The organism is Hoyosella levis (assembly GCF_026008515.1).
GTDB classification, from domain to species: Bacteria; Actinomycetota; Actinomycetes; order Mycobacteriales; family Mycobacteriaceae; genus Lolliginicoccus; species Lolliginicoccus levis.
The window spans coordinates 75,623-100,989 of sequence record NZ_BQYM01000002.1 but is presented as its reverse complement, the minus strand read 5'-3'; the positions used below and the strand labels follow the sequence as shown (position 1 = coordinate 100,989).

The window sequence follows — 25,367 nt, the reverse complement described above, 5'->3', positions numbered from 1 at the left end:
TCCGCTGACCGCGAGGCTACCCGCCCACGGATCGCGAGGGGCCACACAGCTGGCGCAGGCGCACCGGCGCGGCATTGCCATTCTCGTATGGGCCCACCAGTGCTGCGCCAATGGGCCGCTGGAACAGCTCGCGGGCCACCTCATTGACCTCATCGAGGGTAACGGCGTCGATGCGCGCGATGGTGTCGGCCACGGGCATCTGGTCGCCATAGCTGATCTCGCTGCGACCGATGCGGTTCATGCGCGCTTGCACATCCTCGAGGCCGAGGACCAGCTGGCCGCGCAGGTTGCCTTTCGCCCGCTGGCATTCCGCGGCGCTGATCCCGTTGACGGCGAGATCGACGAGAACATGCTCGATCACCTCGATGACCTCGGTGAGGTTGTCCTCGTGGCAGCCGGCGTAGATCCCGAGCGCCCCCGCATCGGCGAAGGTGTGCGCGCTGGAATAGACCGAGTAGGCAAGGCCCCGGTTCTCCCGGACCTCCTGGAACAGCCGGGAGCTCATGCCGCCGCCGCACACGTTGTCGAGCACCGACAGCGCCCAGCGCCGCGGATCGTGCCTGCCGAAGGATCGCATCCCCAGTGCCACGTGGATCTGCTCGGTCTCGCGCTCGTGGACGGCCAAGCGTGGTTGCTGCCGCAGCACCAGCTCCCCGGCACGCCGCGGCGACGGGCGGCCCTCCCCCTCCACGGCCTCCGCGGCGTGCTGCCGCAGCAACTCGACGACATCGCGGTGGTCGACGTTTCCCGCGACGGCGAGGACCATGTGCTCGGGCCGGTAGCGGGCTTGGTGGAAGCTCTTGAGCTGGCGGCGCGTCATGGATTCGATGGACGCCACGGTGCCGATGATGGGCCGCCCGAGCCGGTGGCCGGGCAGGATCGCCTCGAGGAACGCATCGCCGAGCATGTCGTCGGCATCGTCGTCGCGCATGGCGAGCTCATCGAGGACGACGCCGCGCTCGACCTCGACGTCCGCGGCGAGGCAGCGCCCGCGCAGCACCACGTCAGTGACGAGATCGATGGCGAGCTCGAGGTCGGAATCGAGCACGTGCGCGTAGAAGCAGGTGTGCTCCCGGGCGGTGAAGGCATTGAGCTCGCCGCCCACGGAATCCATGGTCTCGGCGAAGTCCTGCGCGCTGCGAGTCGGGGTTGCCTTGAACAGCAAGTGCTCGAGGAAGTGTGCTGCTCCGGCGTGGCTTGGATGCTCATCCCGCGATCCCGTGCCGATCCACAGCCCCACTGCGGCGCTGCGGGTACCAGGCATGTGCTCGGTGACGATGCGCAGCCCGCTGGGCAGCACGGTGCGCTGCACTGCGTCCCCGATCGTGCGCTGCACCGAATCCCCGATCGTGCGCTGCACGGCGTCCACGTGATATCCCCCTGATGAGTGTCCGGAAACGTCGATGTCGCCGTGAACAGCAGGGCGGCCCTGGTCATGGACCGGGGCCGCCCTGTTGCTGTGCTGCTTATTCAGCGGCTGCGCCCGCGCTGGCGGTGTCGTTGCCACCGCTCGCCGGGGCGCCTTCCTCGGTGTCCTCGACCGGGGTAAGGCTGATCTTGCCGCGGTTGTCGATGTCGGTGATCTCGACCTGCAGCTTGCTGCCCACGTTCACCACGTCCTCCACCTTGCCGATGCGCTTGCCGCCACCGAGCTTGGAGATGTGGACGAGGCCGTCGCGGCCGGGCAGCAGCGAGACGAAGGCGCCGAACGCGGTGGTCTTGACGACCGTACCGAGGAAGCGGTCACCAATCAGCGGCTGCTGCGGGTTGGCGATCGCATTGATGCGGTCGATCGCCGCCTGGGCCGAGAGGCCATCGGTGGCTCCGACGAACACGGTGCCATCGTCCTCGATCGAGATCGACGCGCCGGTCTCCTCGGTGATCTGGTTGATCATCTTGCCCTTGGGGCCGATGACCTCGCCGATCTTGTCCACGGGCACCTTGATGGTGGTGATCCGCGGGGCGTACTGGCTCATCTCATCGGGCTGATCGATCGCCTCTGCCATGACCTCGAGGATGGTCAGGCGAGCATCCTTGGCCTGGCTGAGGGCACCCGCGAGCACGGATGACGGGATGCCGTCGAGCTTGGTGTCGAGCTGCAGGGCGGTCACGAACTCCTTGGTGCCCGCGACCTTGAAGTCCATGTCGCCGAAGGCATCCTCGGCGCCGAGGATGTCGGTGAGCGCGACGTACTTCATCTCGCCATCGATCTCATCGGAGACGAGACCCATCGCGATGCCCGCGACGGGAGCCTTCAGCGGGACGCCCGCATTGAGCATCGACAGCGTCGAGGCGCACACCGAGCCCATCGAGGTGGAGCCATTGGAGCTCAGGGCCTCGGAAACCTGCCGGATGGCGTAGGGGAACTCCTCGACGCTGGGCAGGACCGGCACGAGCGCACGCTCGGCGAGCGCGCCGTGGCCGATCTCGCGGCGCTTCGGCGAGCCCACGCGACCCGTCTCACCGGTGGAGTACGGCGGGAAGTTGTAGTGGTGCATGTAGCGCTTGGACGTCTCGGGGCCGAGCGAGTCGATCTGCTGCGCCAGCTTCATCATGTCGAGGGTGGTGACACCGAGGATCTGGGTCTCGCCACGCTCGAACAGCGCGCTGCCATGCGCGCGCGGGATGATCGCGACCTCGGCAGCGAGCGAGCGGATGTCGGTGACACCCCGGCCGTCGATGCGGAAGTGATCCTGGATGATGCGGCGCCGCACCTGCTTCTTGGTGAGGGACCGGAATGCTGCGCCCAGTTCCTTCTCGCGCCCTGCGAACTGGTCAACGAGCGAGGACAGGACCTCGGCCTTGACCTCGTCGAGGCGTGCCTCGCGCTCGGACTTGCCCGCGATGGACAGTGCCTCGGAGAGCGGCTGGGACGCGACCTTCTCGACGGCCTCGAAGATGTCCGCCTCGTACGGCGGGTAGAGCGGGAACTCGCCGGTCTCCTTGGCGGCACCGCGCGCGAGGGCCTGCTGGGCCTCGCACAGCTTCGCGATGAACGGCTTGGCGGCCTCGAGCCCCTCGGCAACGATCGCCTCGGTGGGAGCCTGCGCGCCCTTGGCGATCATGTCGATCACGTTGTCGGTGGCCTCGGCCTCGACCATCATGATGGCGACATCAGCGTTCTCGCCCTCGCCCGACACGATCCGCCCGGCGACGACCATGTCGAACACGGCCTCCTCGAGCTGCGCGACGGTGGGGAAAGCGACCCACTGGCCGTCGATGAGGGCGACCCGGACCGCGCCGATCGGGCCGGAGAACGGCAGGCCCGACAACTGGGTGGAAGCCGAGGCAGCGTTGATGGCCACGACATCGTAGAGGTGCTGCGGATCAAGGCTCATGACGGTGACGACGACCTGGACCTCGTTGCGCAGGCCGGCGACGAAGGTCGGGCGCAGCGGCCGGTCGATCAGGCGGCAGGTGAGGATCGCGTCGGTCGAGGGGCGCCCCTCGCGACGGAAGAACGAGCCCGGGATGCGGCCCGCGGCGTACATGCGCTCCTCGACGTCCACGGTGAGGGGGAAGAAGTCGAGGTTCTCCTTCGGCTGCCGCGACACCGAGGTCGCGGAGAGCAGCATGGTCTCCTCGTCGAGGTAGGCGACGACGGAGCCGGCGGCCTGCTGGGCGAGGTGGCCGGTCTCGAAGCGCACGGTGCGCTGTCCGAAACGGCCATTGTCAAGCACGACGGAGCTCTCGAAGATTCGGGGCTCGGAATCGTGGCTGTCGGTCATGTATATCTCACTCTCGTCTTTGCGCCGCGCTCATGCGCGGCCGTCTCGCTGCGCGGGTCACGCGGGCACGGGGCGCGCGTGCAGGGCAGCATTGTGTTCATGCCGGGGTGAGGGACGCAGGGGTTTGGGGAGTTTCCAGCGCTGCCCTTGGGAAAGCAGCGGCCCGGTGTGCTCGCGCTCGCCCCTCGCGGCCGCGGCCATCGATCGAAGCGGCCGGAGCAAGGCTCCGGCGGCCACTACCGAGGACCGACCCGTGAGAGGACTGCGAACCCTCGCGGCATGTGGCCGGGTCCACGTGGTCGTGCCCAGCCATCCGCAGACTACCAGGCTAGGAGGGGATCGCGCGCGATCGCGGCGCGAGAATCCCATCAAGCCAAAAACGCCCGGTGCCATCCCCTCGAGGGGATGGCACCGGGCGTTGGCCAGGCGAGCAGCCTGGACCGGATGCTAGCGGCGCAGGCCGAGGCGGCCGATCAGCGCGCGGTAGCGCGCGATGTCAACCTGCTGCAAGTACTTGAGCAGGCGACGGCGGCGGCCGACGAGCAGCAGCAGGCCACGGCGCGAGTGGTGGTCGTGCTTGTGCATCTTGAGGTGCTCGGTGAGGCCGATGATGCGGGTGGTCAGCAGTGCCACCTGCGCCTCGGGCGAGCCGGTGTCGGTCTCATGGAGGCCGTACTCGCTCAGGACGGACTTCTTGGTCTGGGTATCGAGTGCCACTAGTTGCTTCTCCTCAGGATCAGTCCGCGTGATGTGATCGGCGGGAGCCCTCGCGCCTGCCCGGGATCCGTCGCACGGTCCGTGCCGCGCCGGGGCGCCACCGATGGCCAGGCCGCCGCGAACCGCAGCCGGGCCGACCGCGTACTCTATCACTCCTGCGAACGCCTCTCCAAAGCCACGTCGTCGGGCCGGGGTCCGGGCCACGCCAGCCTCGTCGGGTCTACGGTTGTGTAGGCCCGGCGGGGGTTCCCTGCCCGGGCAAGCACCAACCATGGAGAAGGTGAGCAACCGATGCCGCAGCCCAGGCCTGCCAATGCCATCATGTACGTCGACGCGGGGTACCTGTGGCTGACGCTGCAGGAGATGACGGGCAAGATGCACCGCCAGCAGCTCGGCATTGATCAAGTAGCGCTCATCCGGCTGATCGGCGAGCTCGCCCAGCGGCACCATCCCGATATCCGGATCCTCCGCCAGATGTGGTACGACGCCGAGCCAGAGAACGGCTCCCCGGTGATGCACCACCAGTTGATCCGCGACACCCCCGGCGCGTGGTTGCGCACGGGCACGCTGCACTTCATGGATGGCGTCGCCCGCCAGAAGGGCGTCGATACCCGCCTGGTGGCCGACGTCGTGGCCGCCGCGGTGCGCCGGACCACCGAGGAGGTCATCATCCTGGCTGGCGACGGTGATCTCGTGCCCGCGATCGAGGCCGCCGCCGAGGAGGGAATCCGCACCTGCTTGTGGTACTTCGCCGGCGGCGATACCGTGTCGCGCCGCCTGAAGGGAATGGCGGACCATGTGCTCGAGCTTGATCCGCAGATCTTCCTCGACCTCCAGTACCGGGGCCGGCCGGTGGATGGTCCCGCGATCGATTTCTCGCAGTCCGACACGGGCCAGCCCCAGCCAGCCCCCGTGGATCCTGACCACGGCGGCGCCGCGCCCGCCGTGCCCGCGCCGGTCGTCCCGCCCGCCTCCCCGGGCGTGGAGCCCGCGCCCGCGGATGCTGGCGCCACCGCCGTTCCCCCGGCCAGCACGGAACCTGCCAGCGCTCCCCCGGCCAGCACGGGCCAGGGCGTGGCCGGGCCAGCGCCTGACGAGCCTGCTGCCGATCCTGCGCCAGCGCCGGTGCCCCGTCAGCCGGGCCCCTCGCCGCGAGTGATGCCGCGTTTCATCCCGCAGCGCCAGGCGGTCCGCGAGACCGACCTGATCCCGCTCTCGGTGCTCAGCCCCGTGGGCGCGCAGCTCGTGGTCGACACCCAGGGCGAGCCGCGGCGGATCGGCGAGCGCTACGCGCAGCGCTGGTGGGATGCCTCGTCGAAGGAGCAGCAGTCACGCATCAGCGACTATTTCGCCAGTAGTCACCAGTTGCCCCAGCGCGTGGACTCGGACATGCTGCACCTCGCGAGCTCGGCGCTCAGTGTCGAGTTCGTTCCCGATGAGGCCCGGATCGTGCTCCGGGACGGCTTCCTCGCGGAGATCCGCATGCGCATCCGGCGCATCTAGCGGCCCACTGACCTGGCCAGCCATCGGTCTCGTGGCCGACCGGCGGTTCAGTGCTCGGGTGGTGTTTCTCCGAGCAGTTCCCGGGTCCGCGCCACATCCGCGTCGATTGCCTCGATGAGCGCCTCGGCGCTGTCGTAGCGGCGTTGCTCGCGCAGTCGATGGGTGAAATCGAGGGCAACATGCTGGCCATAGAGGTCGGCATCGATACCGAGGACGAATGCTTCCACGGTGCGCGTGGTTCCGGAGAATGTCGGATTGGTGCCCACCGAGATGGCGGTCTGGCATTGCTGCCCGGGCTCGATGGTGGTCCCGGGCACGGTGCCGGGCCCGAGGACGGTGAACCAGCCGGCATAGACGCCGTCGGCGGGCACGGCGGTGTGCACGGGCGGGGTGATGTTGGCGGTGGGGTAACCGAGGTCCTTGCCCCGGCCGTCGCCGCGCACCACCACGCCCTCGATGCGGTGCGGGCGGCCGAGCGCCTCGGTGGCCGCAGGCATGTCGCCGGCGTCGACGCAGGACCTGATGTAGGTGGAAGAGAAGGTGACCTCGTGCTCGGCGAGCAGCCCGACCCCATGAACACCGAACCCGAATCGCTGGCCGAGCTCACGAAGGGTGTCGACGTTGCCCGCGGCCTTGCGACCGAAGGTGAAGTTGTCGCCGACGACGACCTCCGCGACGTGGAGGCGCTCGACGAGGATCTCGTGGACGAAGGCGTCGGGCGAGAGGCGTGACAGCTCGAGGGTGAAGGGCATGACGCAGAAGATGTCGATGCCGAGTTCCTCGACGAGCTCGGCGCGCCTCGTGAGGGTGGAGAGCTGTGCTGGGTGGGAGCCCGGTCGCACGACCTCCGAGGGGTGGGGGTCGAAGGTCATGAGGACGCTGGGCACGCCGAGCCTGCGGGCCTCCTCGACGGCCTTGCTGATCAGCCGCGCGTGCCCGCGATGCACGCCATCGAAAACCCCGATCGTCAGGACGCATCTCCCCCAGTCCGCCGGGATCGAGGAGAGTCCGCGCCATCGTTGTCCACGCCATTGTTCCTGGGGCCACGTCTGCACATGCAAAGCCTACGACGGGTGTGGTGGCGCAACACAACGCGACATCGCTTCGACACGCATGACCGGCCCGCCGATCTGGACAAAGCAGGGCTCCCGATGTTTAGATTACGGTATGACGAACTCTAGGATTCGATGGACGAAACCGCGACTGGCACCGATGCTGGTCGCGCTTGCCACGATCCTCGCGGTGCCTGCCTGCGCGAGCGACAGCGCTGGCGAACCCTCGAGCGATGCTTCGGGCAAGCCCATCGTGCTGACCACCTTCACCGTGCTCGCGGACATCGCGTCCAACGTGGCCGGAGAACATCTCGTCGTCGAGTCGATCACGAAGCCCGGATCCGAGATCCACGGCTATGAGCCCACCCCGTCCGACCTGCGCACCGCCGAGCAGGCCGAGTTGATCCTCGACAACGGACTGGGGCTCGAGTCCTGGTTCGAGCGCTTCGTCACCACGGCGGGCGCCCCGCACGCGGTGGTTTCCGATGGGATCGATCCGATCGCCATCGCCGCCGGTGACTACGAGGGCAAGGCCAACCCCCACGCCTGGATGTCACCCACCGAGGTGCAGGTCTACATCGACAACATCGCTGCGGCCTTCGCCGAACTGGACCCCGACAATGCCGCGGACTACCGCGCCAATGCCGAGGACTACAAGGCCGAGGTCGCCCGCATCGGCGACGAGCTCATCACCGCGCTCGACTCCGTGCCGCCCGCGCAGCGCGCCCTGGTCAGCTGCGAGGGCGCCTTCAGCTACCTCGCTCGCGACGCCGGACTGCAGGAGCAGTACCTGTGGGCGGTCAACCAGGAGCAGGAGAGCGCACCGCGCGAGATCGCCCGTCTCGTCGAGTTCATCCGCGACAACGAGGTCCCCAGCGTCTTCTGCGAATCCACCGTCTCCGACCGCGGGATGCAGCAGGTCGCCCGCGAGGCCGGCACCCGCTTCGGCGGCATCCTCTACGTCGACTCCCTCTCCGAGCCCGACGGCCCCGTCCCGACCTATCTCGAACTGCTCCGCCATGATGTCGACGTCATCATCGAAGGGCTGACCACGCCATGACCACCTCCCCTCTCGACCGCGCCCCATCACGTTCCGCGGCGCCAGCCCTCGACATCAGCGGGCTCCGCGTCTCCTACCGCACCCTCACCGCGCTTGATGACGTGAACCTCGCCATCGGCTGGAACCGCGTGTGCGGGCTCATCGGCACCAACGGATCTGGCAAGTCCACGCTGTTCAAATCCATCATGGGACTCGTCAAGCCGCAGGCAGGAACCATCCGGGTCGCCGGGCAGCCCGCCGCCAAGGCCCGCCGCCAGAGCCTCATCGCCTACGTGCCGCAATCCGAGGAGGTCGACTGGACCTTCCCCCTGAGCGTGCGTGATGTCGTCATGATGGGGCGCTACGGGAGCCAGAACTGGCTGCGCTCCCCCCGCCGCACTGATCACGCCGCCGTGGCCGAGGCGCTCGAGATGGTCGGCATGGCCGCGTTCGCCGACCGGCAGATCGGGCAGCTCTCCGGCGGCCAGCGCAAGCGTGTCTTCGTGGCTCGCGGCATCGCGCAGAACGCCTCCGTCCTGCTCCTCGACGAACCCTTCACCGGCGTGGACAAGACCAGCGAGGCCATGATCATCGACTTGCTACGCGGACTCGCGGGGGCGGGACGCGCGATCCTCGTCTCGACCCACGACCTCTCGTCCCTGCCCGCGCTGTGCGACGAGGCTGCGCTGATCAACCAACGCATCATGCTCCACGGCACGCCCCGGGAAGTGCTCCGCCCCGAGAACCTCGCCCTCGCGTTCGGAGCCAATCCCCTCGCGCCCCGCGCCTCCGTTCCCGCCACGCTGGCAGGCTGACCTTGAATATCCTGGATCTGCTCCTTGACCCGCTGCAGTTCGAGTTCATGCAGCGAGCGTTCATCGTCGCGATCGTCGCGTCCGTCGTGTGCGCCCTGCTCAGCTGCTGGCTGGTGCTCGTTGGCTGGTCCCTGATGGGCGATGCCATCTCCCACGCCGTTCTGCCCGGCGTGGCCCTCGCTTACATCGTGGGCGCCCCGTTCGCTGTCGGAGCGCTCGTGTTCGCGCTCCTCGCGGTCGCTCTCATCGGCGCGGTGCGCAGGACCAGCCGCATCAAGGAGGACGCCGCGATGGGAATCGTGTTCACGGCGCTCTTCGCGTTCGGCCTCGTCCTGGTCTCCCGCAACCCGTCGCAGGTCGACATCATGCACATCCTGTTCGGCAACCTGCTCGGCATCCCGCCCAGCGACATGATCCAGGTGCTGATCCTTGGCGCGATCACCGCTGCGATCCTGCTGGTCAAGCGCCGCGACCTGACGCTCTACGCGTTCGACAAGGCACACGCCCAGGCCGTCGGCATCTCCGTAGCCCGGCTCGGCGGGCTGCTGCTCGTGCTGCTCGCGATCACCATCGTCGTCGCGCTGCAAGCAGTGGGCGTGATCCTCGTCGTGGCCCTGCTCATCACCCCCGGCGCGACGGCCTACCTGCTGACCGATCGCTTCTCCCGCATGCTTGTCATCGCGCCCGCTATCGCGGTGATCGCCTCCACCACCGGGATCTACGCCTCGTACTACTACGATGCGTCCACCGGCGGCATGGTCGTGCTCGCGCAGTCCGTAGCGTTCGCCGCGGCCTACCTGCTCAGCCCCGCCCACGGCCTGCTCACCCGGCGCTGGCAACGTTCCCGCGCGGCGGCAGCACCGGATCCTGGCGTCGGCGAGGCCGGCACGAGCGCATCGGATGGGGGTGCTTCGAGCATCGCTCCCGCGGCACGGAACGACACCGCGAAGTGACGCCTTCGCGAGGATTGCCTAAGCTCGTAGGCGTGCCTCATTCTCACAACCGGACACGATCAAGCCCAGACCCCGCTGCCCCCATGCTGTCCCCCGCGGCCGAGGACTACCTGAAGACGATCTGGTCCCTGTGCGAATGGTCCGATGAGCGTGTCAGCGCCAAGATGCTCGCCGAGAAGGTCGGTGTCTCCGCCTCGACCGTGTCCGAGTCGATCAAGAAGCTCTCCGACCAGGGGCTGGTCGATCATGCCCGCTACGGATCCATCGCGCTGACCGACGCGGGCAAGCGCGCCGCGATCTCCATGGTGCGGCGCCATCGGCTCATCGAGACCTTCCTCGTCCGCGAGCTCGGCTACCGCTGGGACGAGGTCCACGAGGAAGCCGAAGTTCTCGAGCACGCGGTATCCGACCGGCTCATCGCCCGCATCGACAGCAAGCTCGGTTTCCCCGAGCGCGACCCGCATGGCGACCCCATCCCCTCCGAGGATGGCGACGTCTCTGCCCTCGATGCCCGGCCCCTGAGCGATCACGCCGACGGTGACGGGGGCGTCATCGCCCGCATCTCCGACGATGACGCGCAGATGCTCCGCTACTTCGAATCCGTCGGCATCCAGCTCGATACCCGCATCACCATCGTGGAACGCCGCGACTACGCGGGGACCATCTGCGTCCAGGTCGGCAACGACGACACCACTGTGGAGCTCGGCAACATCGCCGCCCAGGCCATCTGGCTCGGGGCATAGCGCGGACCGCGGCGGAGCAGGGCGGGCTGCTAGTCCACGACTCCGACCGGCCGCGCCACGAACACCGGGCTCGCGCGGCGTCCCTTCTCCTCGAGCAAAGCCCAGGCCGTTCCCTCGGCGTCCACCGCGCCGTGGACCCCAGCGAACTCCCCCGTCGGCTCCAGCCACTTGCCGTGGCGCAGTTCCCGGGCCTCTCCCTCGCTGACCTGGCGCACCGGGAAAGCCCTGCTGATCGCCTCATCAAGAGTGAGCGACATCGCGGGCTGCTCGGCGAGCTGCTCGAGGGTGCGCGCGTCATCGAGCGAGAACGGCCCCACCTGCGTGCGCCGCAGGCGCGTCAGGTGTCCACCGACGCCGAGCGCCGAACCGAGATCGCGGGCGAGGGCGCGGATGTAGGTGCCGCTCGAGCATTCGACCTCGACGTCGATATCGAGAAGTTCCCCGGCCTGGCGGGCTTCCACGACCTCGAACCGGGTGATGGTCACCGCGCGCGAGGGCAGCGTGACATCCTCGCCGGAGCGGACCCGGTCATAGGCGCGCTTGCCGTCGACCTTGATCGCGCTGACCGAGGAGGGAACCTGCTCGATCCGTCCGGTCAGCGAGGCGATGACCGGCGCATAGTCGACCTCGGTGAGGTGGCTCGCGGGCGCCTCCGAGATGACGTCGCCCTCGGCATCGTCGGTGGTGGTGGCCTGCCCGAGCCGGATCGTCGCGTGGTACTCCTTGGTGGCCAGGCTCAGGTGGCCGAGCAGCTTGGTGGTTCGCCCCACGCCGAGCACCAGCACGCCCGTGGCCATGGGGTCAAGGGTGCCAGCGTGACCAACGCGCCGCGTGCCGAGGATCCGCCGCGCGCGCCCGACCACGTCATGGCTCGTCATGCCTGATGGCTTGTCGACGACTACCAGCCCGCCGAGGACGTGGCCGCCATTGCGCTCAGCCACGTGCACCGGCCTCCAGGGGCACGATGATCACCGCGACGATGAGACCGCGCTCCACCCGCCACTCCCCATCCAGGACCCGCAGCGGCTCTCCCTCCCGCGCGGTGCCGTCGATGAGGATGCGCGAGGAGAACGTTCCCGTCGCCGTTCCCACCGCGCCGTCGGACCCGGTGACGGCGATGGTGACGTGGGCGTCCTCGAATCCCAGCCAGCGCCCGGTGATCGGGAACCAAGCCTTGTAGGTCGTTTCCTTGGCGCAGAACAGCACCTTCTCGAGATGGATGCCCGGATGCTCCGCGGGAACGGACCCCGCGAGCCAGTCCCGCTCCTCGGGGATGCTCACGCTCGGCAGCACTCCCCCCGGAAGCGCCGAATGTGGTTCCGCATCGATGCCAATGGCCCGCGCATCCGCGGCCAGGCCCACTACAGCGGCCCGGTAGCCCGCGCAATGCGTCATGCTGCCGATCACTCCGCCCGGCCAGGACGGGGCACCTCGATCACCCTTGAGGATCGGCATGTGCTCCGCTCCAGGGACCCCCAGCGTGCTCATCGCGCGACGGGCGAGGTAGCGGACCGTGAAGAACTCGGCCTGGCGCTTGGGGACGGCCCGCGCCACGGCGGCACGCTCCGCTTCCGGGACGAACATGCCCACCGGGTCCTCGAACGCCTCCGCCGCCACCAGCGGGTCCTGCACGAGCTTGTCGATCACGGGGTCTCCTCACGGCGGAAGCTTGCGGGCAACATGAGCGGCGGTGGCGGATTCACCGGCGCGGGGAGGATCTGGCGCAGCACCGGGCTAGGCAGTCCCCGGCGCTTCCACTCCGGCGGATAGCCGATCGATACCTCCTCGAACGGAACACCATCGTAGAAGGTCCGGCGCGGGACGTGCAGGTGCCCGTAGACCACGCTCACCGCATGGTAGCGACGATGCCAATCGGCCGTCAGGTCCGTTCCGCACCACAGCGCGAACTCCGGGTAGCGCAGGATGCGAGTGGGCTCGCGGCGCAACGGCCAATGGTTCACCAGGACGGTTCGCGTTCCCTGGGGCAGGTCATCGAGCCGGGCCTTGGTCTCCGCGACGCGGGCCTGGCACCACGCATCGCGCGTGAGGTAGGGCTCGGGATGCAGCAGGAACTCATCGGTGGCCACCACGCCGCGGTCGCGCGCCACGGTCAGCGCCTCGCCCCTCGTGGCGGTACCGGCCGGGCGCCAGGTGTAGTCATAGAGCAGGAACATCAGGGCGATCGTCACCGGGCCACCGTCGCCCTCCCACACCGGCCACGGATCCTCCGGGGTGAGCACGCCGATCTCGCGGCACAGGCGCACCAGGTAGTTGTAGCGCGCCACGCCCTTGACCTGCATCGGATCGCGGGCAGTGGTCCACAGCTCGTGATTGCCCGGCACCCACATCACCCGCGCGAAACGGGAGCGCAGCACCGACAACGTTGATCGGACCTCGTCGCTGCGCTCGGCCACGTCCCCCGCCATGATCAGCCAGTCGTCCGGGGACTCCGGCTGGATCATCTCCAGGATGTCGGCATTACCACGATGCCCGACGTGCACATCCGACACCGCGAACAGTTTCGCCACGAATCGACCTCCTCCAACGCTTCCAGTATGCCGTGCCCCTCCCTGCCGCTAGCCACGCGGTGACCAGTTCTGCCGGTCGGCTCCCACCACCAGCCATCGATCACCCCGGGCCCGCCACACCACGGCGCCCGCCCGCGCGCAGATGAACGCGGCCAGCCCCGCCCAGATCCCCCGCAACCCCCAATCGAGCAGCAGGGACAACCAGATCATCGGCAGGAAGGCCAGCAATGCCGAGAGCAGCGTCGCCGTGCGCAGGAACGCCGCATCGCCGCTGCCGAGCAGCGCCCCATCGAGCGCGAACACCACGCCCGCTACGGGGACGAGCACCACGAGCATCCACCACACCGAGGCGACGCTGCCCAGCACGCCTGGATCAGTGGTCAACAGCGTCGGGATCGTGGCATGGCCCAGCGCGAAGGCGGCCGCGAGGAGCAGCGAGAACACGACCGACCAGCGGGTGATGCGCCAGGCCATCGCACGGGCTGAGGCTGCCGCGCCCCCGCCGAGCGCCGCTCCGACCAGCGCCTGGGCCGCGATGGCGAGGGAATCCAGTGTCATCGCGATGAGAGTCCACAGGTGCAGCATCAGCTGGTGCGCCGCGACGGCGCTCGCGCCGAACCGGGCCGCGACCGCCGCGGCGGAGATGAAGCATGCCTGGAACGCGAGGCTGCGAATGATCAGGTCGCGGCCGAGCACCACCTGCGCGCGCATGACCTCGGGCCGCGGCCGGATCCCAATGGGATGAGCGGATCGCCGCCGCTCGCGGTGCAGGGCGCCCAGGAAGAGCAGTGCCGCGCAGGACTGGCCGATGACGTTCGCTACCGCCGATCCCAGGAGACCCATCGCCGGCGCGCCGAGCAAGCCGTGGACGAGCATCGGGCAGAGGATCGCCGACACCCCGAGTCCCGCGGCGACGAGCACGAGCGGCCGGACCGTGTCCTGCACGCCGCGCAGCCATCCGTTTCCGGCCATGGCGATCAGGATCAGGGGCGCGCCGAGGATCGCGACCCGCAGCCATTCGAGGGCGGGCTCCGCGATCGCAGGGTCGCCCGACAGGGCTCCCACGACGGGGCCGGCCGCCCAGGAGACCACGACGATGATGCCAAGCCCGATGCCGACAGCCAGCCACGTTGCCTGGATGCCCTCCGAGACAGCCGCGGCGCGATCCCCTGCACCGTGGTGGCGCGCCGCGCGGGCCGTGGTGCCGTAGCTGAGGAACGTCAGCTGGGTGGTCACCTGGGCCAGGATCAGGCCGCCGATGGCCAGCCCAGCGAGGGGCAGTGCCCCGAGCCGTCCCACGACCGCGAAATCATAGAGCAGGTACAACGGCTCAGCGGCGAGCACCCCGAGCGCCGGGAGGGCGAGCCGCAGGATTCGTCCCGGGGTCGCCGGGGGAACTGCCTGCTCAGCCAAGCTCGCGCACCAGTTCCGCGATGAGCGACTCCTGGTCACCCGTGGCGTTGAACCCAGCGGATCGCGCATGGCCGCCACCGCCGAACGCGGCCGCCACGCGCGCGACGTCCACGGATTGCTTGGATCGCAACGACACCGACCATCGTCCGGGCCCAGTCTCCTTGAGCACCCCCGCGACCTCGGCCTCGGCGGTTCCGCGGACGATATCGATCACGGTTTCCCGCTCATCCTCGGGAAGGTCCACGAGGTCAGGCTCGTGGACGGTGGCAAGCACGAGGCCCTCCCCCTGGGCAGCGTCCGGCAGCAAGCGCGCGCCGCCGAGAACGGTCGAGAGCATCCCGAGACGCCCGAACGGATGGGTGTCGAGGAGGTCCCGGGATATCGCGGCAGCGTCGATGCCGCGGCCAATGAGCTCCGCGGCCAGCACATGGGCCTCGGGACCGCACCAGCGGAACGAGCCCGTATCCGTGACCAGGCCGGCATAGAGGCAGTGGGCGATATCCGGGGTGACCGCGTCCTCGCCGAATTGCTTGAGGATCCGCGCCACGAGCATCGTGGTGGAATCCGCATGCGGATCGATGTAGTTGACCTCGCCGAAGCCGGTATTCGATCGGTGATGGTCGATGACGATGGTGCGGCTTGCTGTCCCGAGGTACCGGGCGAGCTCGCCCAGCCGGTCCGACGATGCGGCGTCGACGGAAACGAAGGTGTCCGCGGCCGCGGGCAAGTCGGCTGGCCGACAAATGGCCCCGGCCCCGGGCAGCGTGGCGAACACCTCCGGCAAGTCCGCGGGCTCGGCGAACGCGACCGAGACGCGGGTCCCGCGCGACCGCAGGAAGGCCGCGAGGGCCAGGCCACTGCCGAGCGTGTCCGCATCCGGGTGGATATGGCAGGCGATCACCACATCGCGAGCCCGGGCGAGGAGCTCGGTGACGTCGCGCAGGGCCTGTTCATGCCCCGCGCTGCCACCGCTAGGGAAAGCAGGCACCGTTGCTACCGCGCTTCGCTGTCGCCCTGCTCGGCCGCCGTCGCGCCAGGCGCGTCCAGATCCTCATCCTCGTCGTCGAGCTTGTACGGGTCGGGATCGCCGGCGTAGGTGGCGTTCTCCCGGGCCCGCGCGAGCTCTGCGTCGGCGGCACGGGCCTTCGCGAGGAGCTCCTCCATGTGCCGGGCCGTGTCTGGCACGGAGTCGAGCTTGAAGGCCAGGCTTGGGGTGTAGCGGACGCCGGTGCCCGCTCCGACCCGGGTGCGCAGCTGGCCCTTGGCCTTCTCGAGGGCCGCTGCCGCGCTGTCGAGGTCAGCGGGCGAGTCGAGGTCCCTGCCGCGCACCGTGTAGAAAACGGTGGCGTCCCGCAGGTCGTTGGTGATGCGGGCGTCGGTGATCGTGACGAACTCCAGGCGTGGATCCTTGATCTCGTGCTCGATCGCGGTAGCGACGATCGTGAGGATGCGCTTGGCGAGTCGGCGGGCGCGGGCTGGATCAGCCATCACGGCCCCCTTTCGTATGTTGCGGGAACTGGTTGCTCGCGCCCCGGGCGTGGTGCTGCGGGGGGCCGGGCTCGGGGCGGGTTCAGTCTTCTGGGCCGAGGATACGTCGTCGGGCGGACAGTAGCTCGATCTCGGGCCTGCCGGCGACGTGGCGCTCGCACGTGTCGAGAACGGCATGCACGTGTCCTCCTTCGCCACTAACGGCAGCGATGCCGATCATGGCGCGGCGCAACAGGTCGGGATCACCAACCTCGCTGGTGGCGACCCCGAGCTTCTTGAGGTCCGCGAGGATCGGCTTGATCACCGAGCGCTTCTCCTTGAGGGAATGGACATCGCCGAGGAGCACGTCGAGCTCGAGCGCGCCAACATACACCTGATGACCGGCCTTTCGTGCGGTGAGGGTCGCGGGGACCAGAAGAGGGGCATCGCTGGCATGGCGATGCCCCTCTTCCTCGTGGCTATCCGTGCTGGTCACGAACAGCCTGATGAATCACTCGCGGGGCTTCTCCCGCATCTCGTAGGTCTCGATGATGTCGCCTTCCCGGATGTCGTTGAACGACAGGGTAAGACCACACTCGAAGCCTTCGCGGACCTCGGTGACATCGTCCTTCTCGCGGCGCAGCGACTGGACCGTCGTCTGCTCGGCGACGACCATGTTGTCGCGGAGGATGCGCGCCTTCGCGTTGCGGCGCACCACTCCCGAGAGCACCATGCAGCCCGCGATGAGACCGATCTTGGAGGACTTGAACAGCGCGCGGATCTCGGTGCGACCGAGCTCCACCTCCTCGTAGACCGGCTTGAGCATGCCCTTGAGAGCCTGCTCGATCTCCTCGATGGCCCGGTAGATCACCGAGTAGTAGCGCACCTCGACGCCCTCGCGGTTGGCGAGCTCGGTGGCCTTGCCCTCAGCGCGGACATTGAAGCCGATGATGATGGCGTTCGAGGCCGAGGCGAGGTTGACGTTCGTCTCGGTGACGCCGCCGACACCGCGGTCGATGACCCGCAGCTCCACCTCGTCGCCCACATCGATACCGAGCAGGGCTTCCTCAAGCGCCTCGACGGTGCCGGAGTTGTCGCCCTTGATGATGAGGTTGAGCTGGTGGGTCTCCTTCAGCACCGAGTCGAGATCCTCGAGGCTGATCCGCTTGCGGGACTTCGCGGCCAGGGCGTTGCGCTTGCGCGCATTGCGCCGGTCGGCGATCTGGCGAGCGATGCGGTCCTCGTCGACCACGAGGAGGCTGTCGCCTGCCCCGGGCACGGAGGTGAAGCCCACGACCTGCACGGGACGCGACGGGAATGCTTCCCGGACATCGTCGCCGTTCTCATCGAGCATCCGTCGGACACGCCCGTAGGCGTCTCCGGCGACGATCGAGTCGCCGACCCGCAGGGTTCCGCGCTGGATCAGCACGGTCGCGACGGGGCCGCGGCCACGGTCGAGGTGAGCCTCGATCGCGACGCCCTGAGCAGACTGCTCGGGGTTGGCGCGCAGGTCCAGTGTCGCGTCCGCGGTGAGCAGGACGGCCTCGAGCAGGGCATCGATGTTGATGTTCTGCTTGGCGGAGATATCGACGAACATCGTCTCGCCGCCGTACTCCTCTGCCACGAGCCCGTACTCGGTGAGCTGCTGGCGGATCTTCACCGGGTTGGCGCCCTCGACGTCGATCTTGTTGACGGCGACGACGATCGGCACATCCGCGGCCTGGGCGTGGTTGATCGCCTCGACCGTCTGCGGCATGACGCCGTCATCGGCGGCGATCACGACGATCGCGATGTCGGTCGCCTTCGCGCCACGGGCACGCATGGCGGTGAACGCCTCGTGGCCCGGGGTGTCGATGAAGGTGATCAACCGCTCGTTGCCCTCGAGCACGGTCGGCACCTGGTAGGCACCGATGTGCTGGGTGATGCCACCGGCCTCGCCCTCGCGGACGTTGGCCTTGCGGATGGTATCGAGCAGGCGGGTCTTGCCGTGGTCGACGTGACCCATGACGGTCACCACCGGTGGCCGCTGCTCGAGGTCCTCCTCGACGCCCTCGTCCTCGCCGAAGGTGAGGTCGAACGAATCGAGGAGCTCGCGATCCTCGTCCTCGGGACTGACGACATGAACGTTGTAGTTCATCTCGCTGCCGAGCAGCTCGAGGATCTCGTCGCTCACCGACTGCGTGGCAGTGACCATTTCACCGAGGTGGAACAGCGCCTGCACCAATGCTGACGGGTTGGCATCGATCTTCTCGGCGAAGTCCGCGAGCGAGGCACCACGGGCGAGACGGATGGTCTCGCCGTTTCCACGTGGAAGGCGGATGCCGCCCACGCTGGGAGCCTGCATCGAGTCATATTCCTGGCGCTTCTGGCGCTTCGACTTGCGACCCCTGCGCGGTGCGCCACCGGGACGGCCGAACGCGCCCGCGGCACCGCCACGGCCACGGCCGCCACCACCGGGCCGACCACGGAAACCACCGGGTGCGCCGCCTGGGGCACCACCTGGTGCGCCGCCGGGCGCGCCTCCTGGACCACCGCGGAAGCCGCCACGGGCACCGCCGCCAGCGCCTGGTGCGCCGCCGGGACGACCGGGACGACCGCCGGGAGCGGGGCGAGCGGAGCGAGATGGCATCTGGCCGGGGTTCGGGCGCGCGGGCATCGAACCGGGGCTAGGCCGCGATGGCATCTGCCCGGGCGACGGGCGCGGACCACCCTGGCCTGCTGGCGGACGCGGGCCGCCCTGGCCGGGGGCCGGACGACCTGGCGCGCCACCGGGACGCGGAGCGGGCCGCTGCGGCATCTGGCCGGGCGAGGGACGTGGGCCGCCCTGGCCGGGGGCCGGACGACCTGGCGCGCCACCAGGACGCGGAGCGCTGGGCCGGCCAGGCGCGGGCGCCTGTCGGGCAGCGGGGGCCTCGGTGGGGACGCTGAACGGGTTGTTGCCTACCCGTGGTGCACGCTGGCCGGGCTTGGGAGCACCGGTGCGTGGACTGGCGGGCGCAGCAGCGCCCGGGCTCTCCTGGGCCTCGGGACGGCGCGGCGTGGCAGGCTTCGGCGCGCCCGGCTTCGGGGACGCGGGCTTGCTTGCCTCGGCGGGCTTGCTTGCCTCCGTGGTGCTGGCGGCCGGGGAGGCGGGCTCCTCCGGACGCGGTGCGCTGGATGGGGCTGGTGCTGTCCGTGCCCCGGGAACCGGCGGCGCGGTGGCCTCCGGAGCGGGGCGGGAAGCTGCAGGCTTCGGCGCGGGCGCCTGCGGCGCCGCGGGCTTGGCTGGCCCTGGCTTGGGACGGGCGCCACCGGGGGCCGCCTTGCGCGGTCCCGCGGGTGCCTCGGGCTTGCCCGGGCCGGGTTTCCCCTGGGTTGGCTTTTCCTGGGCGGACTTGCTCTCGCCGGAGCCGGAAGCATACTGCTCGCGGATCCTGCGGGCTACGGGGGCCTCGACGGTCGAAGAAGCAGACTTGACGAACTCGCCTTGCTCCTTGAGCGTGGTCAGGAGCTCTTTGCTCGTGACCGTCTGGCCTGATGCGCTGAGCTCTTTCGCTAGCTCATGCACGCGGATCTTGCCTGGCACTACTCTCCTCACTGATGAGGCCGAGCGGTGACAGGCCGCACGACCTCGGGTTATCGCAGATGATTGTTCATCGCGGGAACTTCATTGCTTGCTCATGTGTTCTCGTGCCTACCCTTCTCGCAGGTCGCGCTGTCATGGTTCATCACTGCCGGTGGCGCGCCCACGGGCGCGATCGCGTGGCGCGGGCCCGCCACCCGCAGGTGACGGTGAATCCCGCACAAAGCGATCAAGCTCCGTGGTGTCCACGTTTCCCGGCCGTCGCAGAGCCCTCCCGAACGCGTGCCGCTTGACTGCCTTGTCCAGGCATTGCGCGGTGGGATGCAACCATGCTCCCCGACCAGGCAAGACCTGGCTCGGATCAGGTGCCAGGCAGAAGCGATGCTCATCGCCCTGCCGAGCCACGATCCTCAACAGATCAGCAGCGAACGCCCGTCGCCGACAACCCACGCAAGTCCGCACCGGCACGTGTGCCGGGCGAAGTGGCGTCGGGAAGATCGAACTGTCGCTCACGTTGAACCACCGACAAGTGTAGCGCGATATGAGCGATACGTTAAATGCGAATCGTTCGGCGGGCCACCGCCCTTAGCTCTCCCGGCGCGGCGCCCTGCTAGCGCTGCGCCAGGAAGGAAACGCGCCGTGCCCGAGCTACGCGTCATCACCGGCAGCGGCATCGCTGCGGATATCGATGCGCCACCCCGTCAGGCGCGCGGCGAGCCTGGCATTCTGCCCCTCCTTGCCGATGGCCAGCGAGAGCTGGTAGTCCGGCACGACCACGCGGGCCGAACGGGTCGCGAGATCCACGACCGACACGGACAGCACGCGCGACGGCGACAGTGCATTGGCCACGAATCGCGCCGGATCCTCGTCGAAGTCGACGATGTCGATCTTCTCCTGGCCGAGCTCGCTCATCACATTGCGCACCCGCTGGCCCATCGTTCCGATGCACGAGCCCTTGGCATTGAGCCCCGCGATATGCGACGTGACCGCGATCTTGGAGCGGTGGCCTGCCTCGCGCGCGACCGCCACGATCTCCACGGATCCGTCGGCGATCTCGGGCACCTCGAGCGCGAAGAGCTTGCGCACGAGGTTCGGATGCGTCCGCGACAGCGTTATCTGGGTGCCACGCATGCCACGAGCCACCCCCACGACGTAGCACTTCAGGCGGTCGCCATGCTCATACCGCTCGCCCGGCACCTGCTCGGCCGCGGGCAGGACGCCCTCGGTCGTGGACAGGTCGCTACCGATCCTGACGATCACCATGCCACGAGCGTTCGCGCGCGAATCCCTCTGGACGACGCCGCCCACGATCTCGCCCTCGTGCGTGGAGACCTCGCCGAAGGTCCGATCGTTCTCCGCATCGCGGAGGCGCTGCAGGATGACCTGTCGTGCCGTCGTGGCCGCGACGCGGCCGAAGCCCTCCGGTGTGTCGTCCCATTCCGCGACGAGGTTGCCGTCCTCGTCCTCCTCGTACGCCATCACGGCAACCTTGCCGGACTTGCGGTCGATATCGATCCGGGCATGTGGCTGATGCCCCTCGGTATGGCGGTAGGCCGTGAGCAGGGCGCTCTCGATGGCCTCGATCACGGTGTCGACAGGAATGTCCTTGTCGCTCTCGATCGCCCGCAATGCCGCGATATCAATGTTCACTTGTGGGACTCCTCGTTGTTCGTGCTCCCGGCCTCTCCGAGCGCGAGCGCGACGGCCCGCGCATCCGGCGCCGAGAATTCCACTTGCACCACCGCGCTGGATACCTCGGCGAGGTCGAGCACATGCGCGGTAGGTCCGTCGGCGCCACTGACCACGAGCATCACGCCCTCTGGCTCGTCCTGGTCACCGACGAGCGCGCCAACGCGGGCCTCGATGGAGCGTCCGGCCGCCCGCACCTTCACCAGCCGACCCCGCGCGCGCCGCCAGTGCCGTGGCAGGGTCAGCGGTCGATCCACCCCGGGCGAGGTGACCTCCAGCACGTAGGCGAGCTCGCCGAAAACCTCGGCGGCGTCGAATGCCTCGGATACCTCGCGGCTCAGGCCGGCGAGCTCGTCGAGAACGGGCGGCTGATCAGCATCGACGACCACAGTGACCATGCTGCGGTTGCCGGCTGGCGAGACCCGTACCTCCTCGAGGTCGCAGCCATGGTCCCGCGCGAGGGGGGACACGATCCGGGCCAGGTCTTCCCGGGATGGCACTGGCATGAACAAACCCTTCGTCTTGGTGTGCGCGGCTGTGCAGCGCACGGCCATGCGTGGCCGCGCGAGGGTCTAGCTTAGCGCGCCGGGGATGGCAGGATGACCGGTGTGAACTCGCACGCGCGCCCCGAGGGCATTCCTGGCATATCCATGACACGACGGCAGTGGCTCGCCGCGGTCCCGCCCGGAACGGTGGCGGCGGGCGCGGCGCTCGGCCTCGTCGGCTGTGGCACGCCCACCGCGCCACGGTCCCCATCGCCGGAGGAGGACATGCTGGGAAGGCATGCCGGCGCTGCGGTCCGTGATGCGGCGCTGGCCCGGTCTGCCTCGGCCTCGTCTCCCGCTAGCGCGGATGCCCTGCGGATCGTTGCCACCCAGCGCGTGGAGCATGCGGCCGCGCTGCGCACCGAGATATCCCGCGCGGCGGGCCGGAGCATCACCGAGCCGCCCGCGAGCCTGGCGGCGGAGCGGGACGCGGTGCTCGCCGAGATCCCAGATCTGATGCCTGGAACCCCGGCGGGCATCGATGCGGTCCGCGCGGGCCTGGCGGAATCCGTGGAGGCCACCCGTCGGGCCGCGATCCGGGCAGCGGGCCACCGAGCGGGCTTGCTGGCATCGGTGAGCGCGTCGTGCGCCTCGCACCTCGAGCTGCTTGGGAGCGCGTGATGCCACCATTGCGCCCCCTCGATGCGCGCGGCCGGGACTCGCATGGCACTCCCTCGCCCAGCGGCGATCCGGCAGCCCTCGACCAGGCCGCGGCGCTGGGCCGGGCCCTCGACCGCGAGCATGCAGCAGTGTTCATGTATGGCGCGCTGGTGGCGCTGGTGGACCCGTCGGCGAGCGCAGGCATCAGCGCTGTGCTGGCGGCGCACCGGGCCCGCCGCGATTCGGTCGCAGAACTGATGGACTCGCTCGGGCTGGCGCCCGTGATCGCTGCCCCGGTCTACGAGCCCCCCGCGGCAATCGATTCATCGGCGTCCGCGCTCCGGGCGGCAGCCATCGTCGAGGAGGATTGCGCGTGCGCCTGGCACGTGGTGATCGTGCGTGCTACTACGCGGCTCGTGCGGGAAGCGGGTGTCGACGCGCTGTCAGGGTGCGCGCGGTCAGCGGCGTCCTGGCGGCTCGCCCTGGGCGATCAGCCTGCCACGGAAGCATTTCCGGGCTCGCCCGCATGACCGGTGCTCGCAGGGCGGACCCGGGCGATCGCGAAACCATCCCAGCCCTTGGTGCCGACCGTCTGGATAGCGGTGGCATCGAATCGCGTCTCCGAGCCGAGGAGCTCGAGGCCCGCGCGGATGCCTCGTGCCGCGGGGTCGGCAGCGTCGAGGATCGCGCCGTGCCACACTGCGTTGTCGAGCACGACGACCGCGCCGTCGCCGCAGAGCGATAGCGCGAGGCGCAGGTATGCGGGGATGTTCTCCTTGTCGGCATCGATGAACACGAAGTCGAAAGGAGCCGCGCCGCCCTCCGGTGCAGCGAGGCCCTCGAGGATCTCGGTCGCCTCGCCGACGCGGAGCTCCACGGAATCCTGCAGGCCCGCATGGCGGAGGTTCTCGGCGGCAATCCTGGCATGACGGGGCTCGTTGTCGATCGTGACCAGCGTGCCACCAGGCGGCAGCGCGGACGCCATCCAGATCGTGCTGTAGCCGGCCAGGGTGCCGATCTCGAGAACGCGGCGGGCACCGCTCATGCTGACGAGCAAGTGCAGCAGCTTGCCGTGGTTCGGCGCCACCTCGATCGGCGGCAGTCCCGCCTCGGTCGCTCGCCGGACGGCGTTCTCCGCGTGCTCGTCCGGCGTGACCACGAGCCGCGTGATCAGCGACTCGACAGCATCGATATCGGCGGGCGGGCCCAGCGGGTGGTTCCCGGAGACCATCAGGTCAGCTCATCGACGATCGTCCCGGCCGGCACCTCGCGGTTCTCCCCGGTGGCGCGGTCGCGGATCTCCACGACTCCGTTGGCCCAGCCGCGTCCCACCACGACGATGGTGGGCACGCCGATGAGCTCGGCATCCTTGAACTTGACTCCGGGAGAGGCCTTGCGGTCATCGAGGATGACCCGCAGCCCCGCGTCATCGAGCTGAGCAGCGATCGACTCCGCGCCGGTCCAGGCTTGCTCGTCCTTGTTGGCGATCACCACATGCACATCGGCGGGCGCGGCCTCAACGGGCCAGCGCAGTCCCTTGTCATCGTGCATCTGCTCGGCGAGGACGGCCACGAGGCGCGACACGCCAATGCCGTAGGAGCCCATGGTGACGCGCGCGGGCTTGCCATTGACGTCGAGCACATCGAGCTCGAACGCGTTGGTGTACTTGCGGCCGAGCTGGAAGATATGCCCGATCTCGATGCCGCGCGCCGAGACAAGCGTGCCCTCGCCGTCGGGAGCGGGATCGCCGTCGCGGACCTCTGCGGCCTCGATGGTGCCGTCGGCCTCGAAGTCGCGGCCAGCGACCAGGTCCACGACGTGCTTGCCGGGGGCGTCGGCCCCGGTGATCCAGCGGGTGCCGGGCACGACCCGGGGGTCGAGGAGGTATCGGACCTTATTGTCCCGAAGCGCCCGCGGCCCGATGTAGCCCTTGACCAGGAAGGGCCGTGCAGCGAAGTCGCTGTCATCGATCATCGCGAACTCGGCGGGCGCTAGCGACGCCTCGAGGCGCTTCTCGTCGACGTCGCGGTCACCGGGGATGCCCACGGCGAGCAGTTCCCAGTCCTTGCCGGGCAGCCGGGTCTTGACCAGGACGTTCTTGAGGGTGTCTGCGGCGGTGGCGGGGCGGCCGAGGCGATCGACGACCTCGTCGTTCGAGTTGGCCCATTCCACGAGCGTCGCGATGGTGGGGGTGCCTGGCGTGTCGTACACCGTCGCCGCGGGCAGGCCCTCGATGGGCAATGACTCGGGCACCGGGGTGGTGACGGCCTCGACGTTGGCGGCGTAGCCGGTCTCCGGGCTACGGACGTAGGTGTCCTCGCCGATCACGCTCTCGGCGAGGAACTCCTCGGAGGCACTGCCCCCCATCGCGCCCGAGGTGGCGGTGACGATGACATAGCGCAGGCCGAGGCGATCGAAGATGCGCTGATAGGCGGCGCGGTGCCGCTGGTAGGACTCGGCAAGCCCCTCATCCGTGACGTCGAAGGAGTAGGAGTCCTTCATGACGAACTCGCGGCCGCGGAGGATTCCCGCGCGCGGCCGTTCCTCGTCGCGGTACTTGTTCTGCACCTGGTACAGGATGACGGGAAGGTCCTTGTAGGAGCTGTACTCGCCCTTGACCGTGAGGGCGAAGAGCTCCTCGTGGGTGGGGCCGAGGAGGTAGTCGGCGTTCTTGCGGTCCTTGAGCCGGAACAGCCCATCGCCGTACTCGGTCCAGCGCCCGGTCGCCTCGTAGGGCTCGCGCGGCAGCAGCGCGGGCAGCGAGATCTCCTGCGCGCCGATCGCGTCCATCTCTTCCCGCACCACGCGCTCCACCTCGCGCAGCACCCGCAGGCCCAGCGGCAACCAGGAGTAGATGCCCGGTGCGACGCGCCGGATGTATCCGGCACGAACGAGCAGCTTGTGGCTGGGGACCTCGGCGTCAGCGGGATCCTCGCGCAGCGTGCGGAGGAACAGGTGAGAAAGTCGGGTGATCACGGCATGCAACACTATCGTGCTCATCGCGGTTGTCGCA

General features: G+C 69.1%; 24 protein-coding genes. 7 read left to right on the top strand and 17 right to left on the bottom strand.

Going from position 1 to position 25,367, the window contains the following annotated elements; genetic code table 11:
• Nucleotides 1-16: 16 nt before the first annotated feature.
• From QC765_RS02625 to rpsO, 3 genes are all read right to left on the bottom strand, one after another.
• Entirely contained in the window at nt 17-1,369 is a 1,353-nt protein-coding gene (locus QC765_RS02625) for a M16 family metallopeptidase (protein WP_278312868.1), read from the bottom strand.
• Nucleotides 1,370-1,466: 97 nt separating this feature from the next.
• A complete protein-coding gene (locus QC765_RS02620; RefSeq protein ID WP_278312867.1) occupies nt 1,467-3,728 on the bottom strand; it encodes a polyribonucleotide nucleotidyltransferase in 2,262 nt (753 codons plus the stop codon).
• 447 nt (nt 3,729-4,175) lie between these two features.
• On the bottom strand, nt 4,176-4,445 hold the full coding sequence (rpsO, locus tag QC765_RS02615; RefSeq protein ID WP_149359933.1) for a 30S ribosomal protein S15: 270 nt from the start codon (nt 4,443-4,445) through the stop codon (nt 4,176-4,178).
• A gap of 291 nt (nt 4,446-4,736) precedes the next feature.
• On the opposite strand from rpsO, the gene QC765_RS02610 reads away from it, so the two are divergent.
• Entirely contained in the window at nt 4,737-5,948 is a 1,212-nt protein-coding gene (locus QC765_RS02610; protein WP_278312866.1) for an NYN domain-containing protein, read from the top strand.
• A gap of 47 nt (nt 5,949-5,995) precedes the next feature.
• Here the strand turns inward: QC765_RS02610 and QC765_RS02605 are convergent, their stop codons facing one another.
• Nucleotides 5,996-7,003 (bottom strand): bifunctional riboflavin kinase/FAD synthetase, encoded by a 1,008-nt coding sequence (locus tag QC765_RS02605; RefSeq protein WP_278312865.1) that lies wholly within the window; start codon nt 7,001-7,003, stop codon nt 5,996-5,998.
• Between the two features lie 157 nt (nt 7,004-7,160).
• On the opposite strand from QC765_RS02605, the gene QC765_RS02600 reads away from it, so the two are divergent.
• The 4 genes from QC765_RS02600 (at nt 7,161) to QC765_RS02585 (ending at nt 10,550) form a co-directional block, all read left to right on the top strand.
• Nucleotides 7,161-8,060: a metal ABC transporter substrate-binding protein gene (locus QC765_RS02600; protein WP_278312864.1), complete on the top strand. Its 900-nt coding sequence runs from the start codon at nt 7,161-7,163 to the stop codon at nt 8,058-8,060.
• A complete protein-coding gene (locus QC765_RS02595) occupies nt 8,057-8,854 on the top strand; it encodes a metal ABC transporter ATP-binding protein (protein ID WP_278312863.1) in 798 nt (265 codons plus the stop codon). The genes QC765_RS02600 and QC765_RS02595 overlap by 4 nt, the downstream gene beginning before the upstream one ends.
• A gap of 2 nt (nt 8,855-8,856) precedes the next feature.
• Nucleotides 8,857-9,807 (top strand): metal ABC transporter permease, encoded by a 951-nt coding sequence (locus tag QC765_RS02590; RefSeq protein WP_278312862.1) that lies wholly within the window; start codon nt 8,857-8,859, stop codon nt 9,805-9,807.
• An 83-nt stretch (nt 9,808-9,890) separates the two neighbouring features.
• Nucleotides 9,891-10,550 carry a metal-dependent transcriptional regulator gene (locus QC765_RS02585; RefSeq protein ID WP_278313117.1) on the top strand — a complete coding sequence of 220 codons (660 nt, stop codon included), beginning with the start codon at nt 9,891-9,893 and terminating at the stop codon, nt 10,548-10,550.
• Between the two features lie 29 nt (nt 10,551-10,579).
• Here the strand turns inward: QC765_RS02585 and truB are convergent, their stop codons facing one another.
• From truB to rimP, 11 genes are all read right to left on the bottom strand, one after another.
• Complete coding sequence (gene truB, locus QC765_RS02580; protein ID WP_278312861.1) at nt 10,580-11,491, bottom strand: tRNA pseudouridine(55) synthase TruB; 912 nt, start codon at nt 11,489-11,491, stop codon at nt 10,580-10,582.
• On the bottom strand, nt 11,484-12,197 hold the full coding sequence (locus QC765_RS02575; RefSeq protein ID WP_278312860.1) for a 4'-phosphopantetheinyl transferase family protein: 714 nt from the start codon (nt 12,195-12,197) through the stop codon (nt 11,484-11,486). The genes truB and QC765_RS02575 overlap by 8 nt, the downstream gene beginning before the upstream one ends.
• Nucleotides 12,194-13,078: a metallophosphoesterase family protein gene (locus QC765_RS02570; RefSeq protein WP_278312859.1), complete on the bottom strand. Its 885-nt coding sequence runs from the start codon at nt 13,076-13,078 to the stop codon at nt 12,194-12,196. The genes QC765_RS02575 and QC765_RS02570 overlap by 4 nt, the downstream gene beginning before the upstream one ends.
• Before the next feature lie 48 nt (nt 13,079-13,126).
• The gene (locus QC765_RS02565) at nt 13,127-14,491 is read right to left on the bottom strand and encodes an MATE family efflux transporter (protein WP_278312858.1); all 1,365 of its coding nucleotides are present in this window, start codon (nt 14,489-14,491) and stop codon (nt 13,127-13,129) included.
• Nucleotides 14,484-15,479, bottom strand: coding sequence for a DHH family phosphoesterase (locus tag QC765_RS02560; protein WP_278312857.1), 996 nt, complete (start codon nt 15,477-15,479; stop codon nt 14,484-14,486). The genes QC765_RS02565 and QC765_RS02560 overlap by 8 nt, the downstream gene beginning before the upstream one ends.
• A 5-nt stretch (nt 15,480-15,484) precedes the next feature.
• Nucleotides 15,485-15,979 (bottom strand): 30S ribosome-binding factor RbfA, encoded by a 495-nt coding sequence (gene rbfA, locus QC765_RS02555; RefSeq protein ID WP_278312856.1) that lies wholly within the window; start codon nt 15,977-15,979, stop codon nt 15,485-15,487.
• An 82-nt stretch (nt 15,980-16,061) separates the two neighbouring features.
• A complete protein-coding gene (locus tag QC765_RS02550; RefSeq protein WP_278313116.1) occupies nt 16,062-16,352 on the bottom strand; it encodes a DUF503 domain-containing protein in 291 nt (96 codons plus the stop codon).
• Nucleotides 16,353-16,469: 117 nt separating this feature from the next.
• Nucleotides 16,470-19,505 carry a translation initiation factor IF-2 gene (gene infB / locus QC765_RS02545; RefSeq protein WP_373876654.1) on the bottom strand — a complete coding sequence of 1,012 codons (3,036 nt, stop codon included), beginning with the start codon at nt 19,503-19,505 and terminating at the stop codon, nt 16,470-16,472.
• Nucleotides 19,506-19,655: 150 nt separating this feature from the next.
• The gene (locus QC765_RS02540) at nt 19,656-19,970 is read right to left on the bottom strand and encodes a YlxR family protein (protein ID WP_373876653.1); all 315 of its coding nucleotides are present in this window, start codon (nt 19,968-19,970) and stop codon (nt 19,656-19,658) included.
• 198 nt (nt 19,971-20,168) lie between these two features.
• Nucleotides 20,169-21,170, bottom strand: a complete 1,002-nt coding sequence (nusA, locus tag QC765_RS02535; protein ID WP_278312853.1) for a transcription termination factor NusA — start codon at nt 21,168-21,170, stop codon at nt 20,169-20,171.
• Nucleotides 21,167-21,715: a ribosome maturation factor RimP gene (gene rimP, locus QC765_RS02530; RefSeq protein WP_278312852.1), complete on the bottom strand. Its 549-nt coding sequence runs from the start codon at nt 21,713-21,715 to the stop codon at nt 21,167-21,169. Before rimP ends, nusA begins: the two co-directional genes overlap by 4 nt.
• A gap of 93 nt (nt 21,716-21,808) precedes the next feature.
• On the opposite strand from rimP, the gene QC765_RS02525 reads away from it, so the two are divergent.
• Together QC765_RS02525 and QC765_RS02520 are read left to right on the top strand one after the other, a co-directional pair.
• A complete protein-coding gene (locus QC765_RS02525) occupies nt 21,809-22,375 on the top strand; it encodes a hypothetical protein (RefSeq protein ID WP_278312851.1) in 567 nt (188 codons plus the stop codon).
• Complete coding sequence (locus QC765_RS02520) at nt 22,375-22,884, top strand: DUF4439 domain-containing protein (RefSeq protein WP_278312850.1); 510 nt, start codon at nt 22,375-22,377, stop codon at nt 22,882-22,884. Before QC765_RS02525 ends, QC765_RS02520 begins: the two co-directional genes overlap by 1 nt.
• Here the strand turns inward: QC765_RS02520 and QC765_RS02515 are convergent.
• On the bottom strand, nt 22,845-23,585 hold the full coding sequence (locus QC765_RS02515; protein ID WP_278312849.1) for an O-methyltransferase: 741 nt from the start codon (nt 23,583-23,585) through the stop codon (nt 22,845-22,847). The two genes, QC765_RS02520 and QC765_RS02515, sit on opposite strands and share 40 nt — an antisense overlap.
• The gene (locus QC765_RS02510; protein WP_278312848.1) at nt 23,585-25,330 is read right to left on the bottom strand and encodes a proline--tRNA ligase; all 1,746 of its coding nucleotides are present in this window, start codon (nt 25,328-25,330) and stop codon (nt 23,585-23,587) included. Before QC765_RS02510 ends, QC765_RS02515 begins: the two co-directional genes overlap by 1 nt.
• Between the last annotated feature and the right edge of the window lie 37 nt (nt 25,331-25,367).

What these genes read in the sequence shown, in the direction of transcription:
- QC765_RS02620 (WP_278312867.1), bottom strand. Translation starts at nt 3,728, where the DNA reads ATGACCGACAGCCACGATTCCGAGCCCCGAATCTTCGAGAGCTCCGTC.
- QC765_RS02610 (WP_278312866.1), top strand. Translation starts at nt 4,737, where the DNA reads ATGCCGCAGCCCAGGCCTGCCAATGCCATCATGTACGTCGACGCGGGG.
- QC765_RS02600 (WP_278312864.1), top strand. Translation starts at nt 7,161, where the DNA reads ATGCTGGTCGCGCTTGCCACGATCCTCGCGGTGCCTGCCTGCGCGAGC.
- QC765_RS02595 (WP_278312863.1), top strand. Translation starts at nt 8,057, where the DNA reads ATGACCACCTCCCCTCTCGACCGCGCCCCATCACGTTCCGCGGCGCCA.
- QC765_RS02585 (WP_278313117.1), top strand. Translation starts at nt 9,891, where the DNA reads ATGCTGTCCCCCGCGGCCGAGGACTACCTGAAGACGATCTGGTCCCTG.
- rbfA (WP_278312856.1), bottom strand. Translation starts at nt 15,979, where the DNA reads ATGGCTGATCCAGCCCGCGCCCGCCGACTCGCCAAGCGCATCCTCACG.
- rimP (WP_278312852.1), bottom strand. Translation starts at nt 21,715, where the DNA reads ATGCCAGTGCCATCCCGGGAAGACCTGGCCCGGATCGTGTCCCCCCTC.
- QC765_RS02525 (WP_278312851.1), top strand. Translation starts at nt 21,809, where the DNA reads ATGACCGGTGTGAACTCGCACGCGCGCCCCGAGGGCATTCCTGGCATA.
- QC765_RS02520 (WP_278312850.1), top strand. Translation starts at nt 22,375, where the DNA reads ATGCCACCATTGCGCCCCCTCGATGCGCGCGGCCGGGACTCGCATGGC.
- QC765_RS02515 (WP_278312849.1), bottom strand. Translation starts at nt 23,585, where the DNA reads ATGGTCTCCGGGAACCACCCGCTGGGCCCGCCCGCCGATATCGATGCT.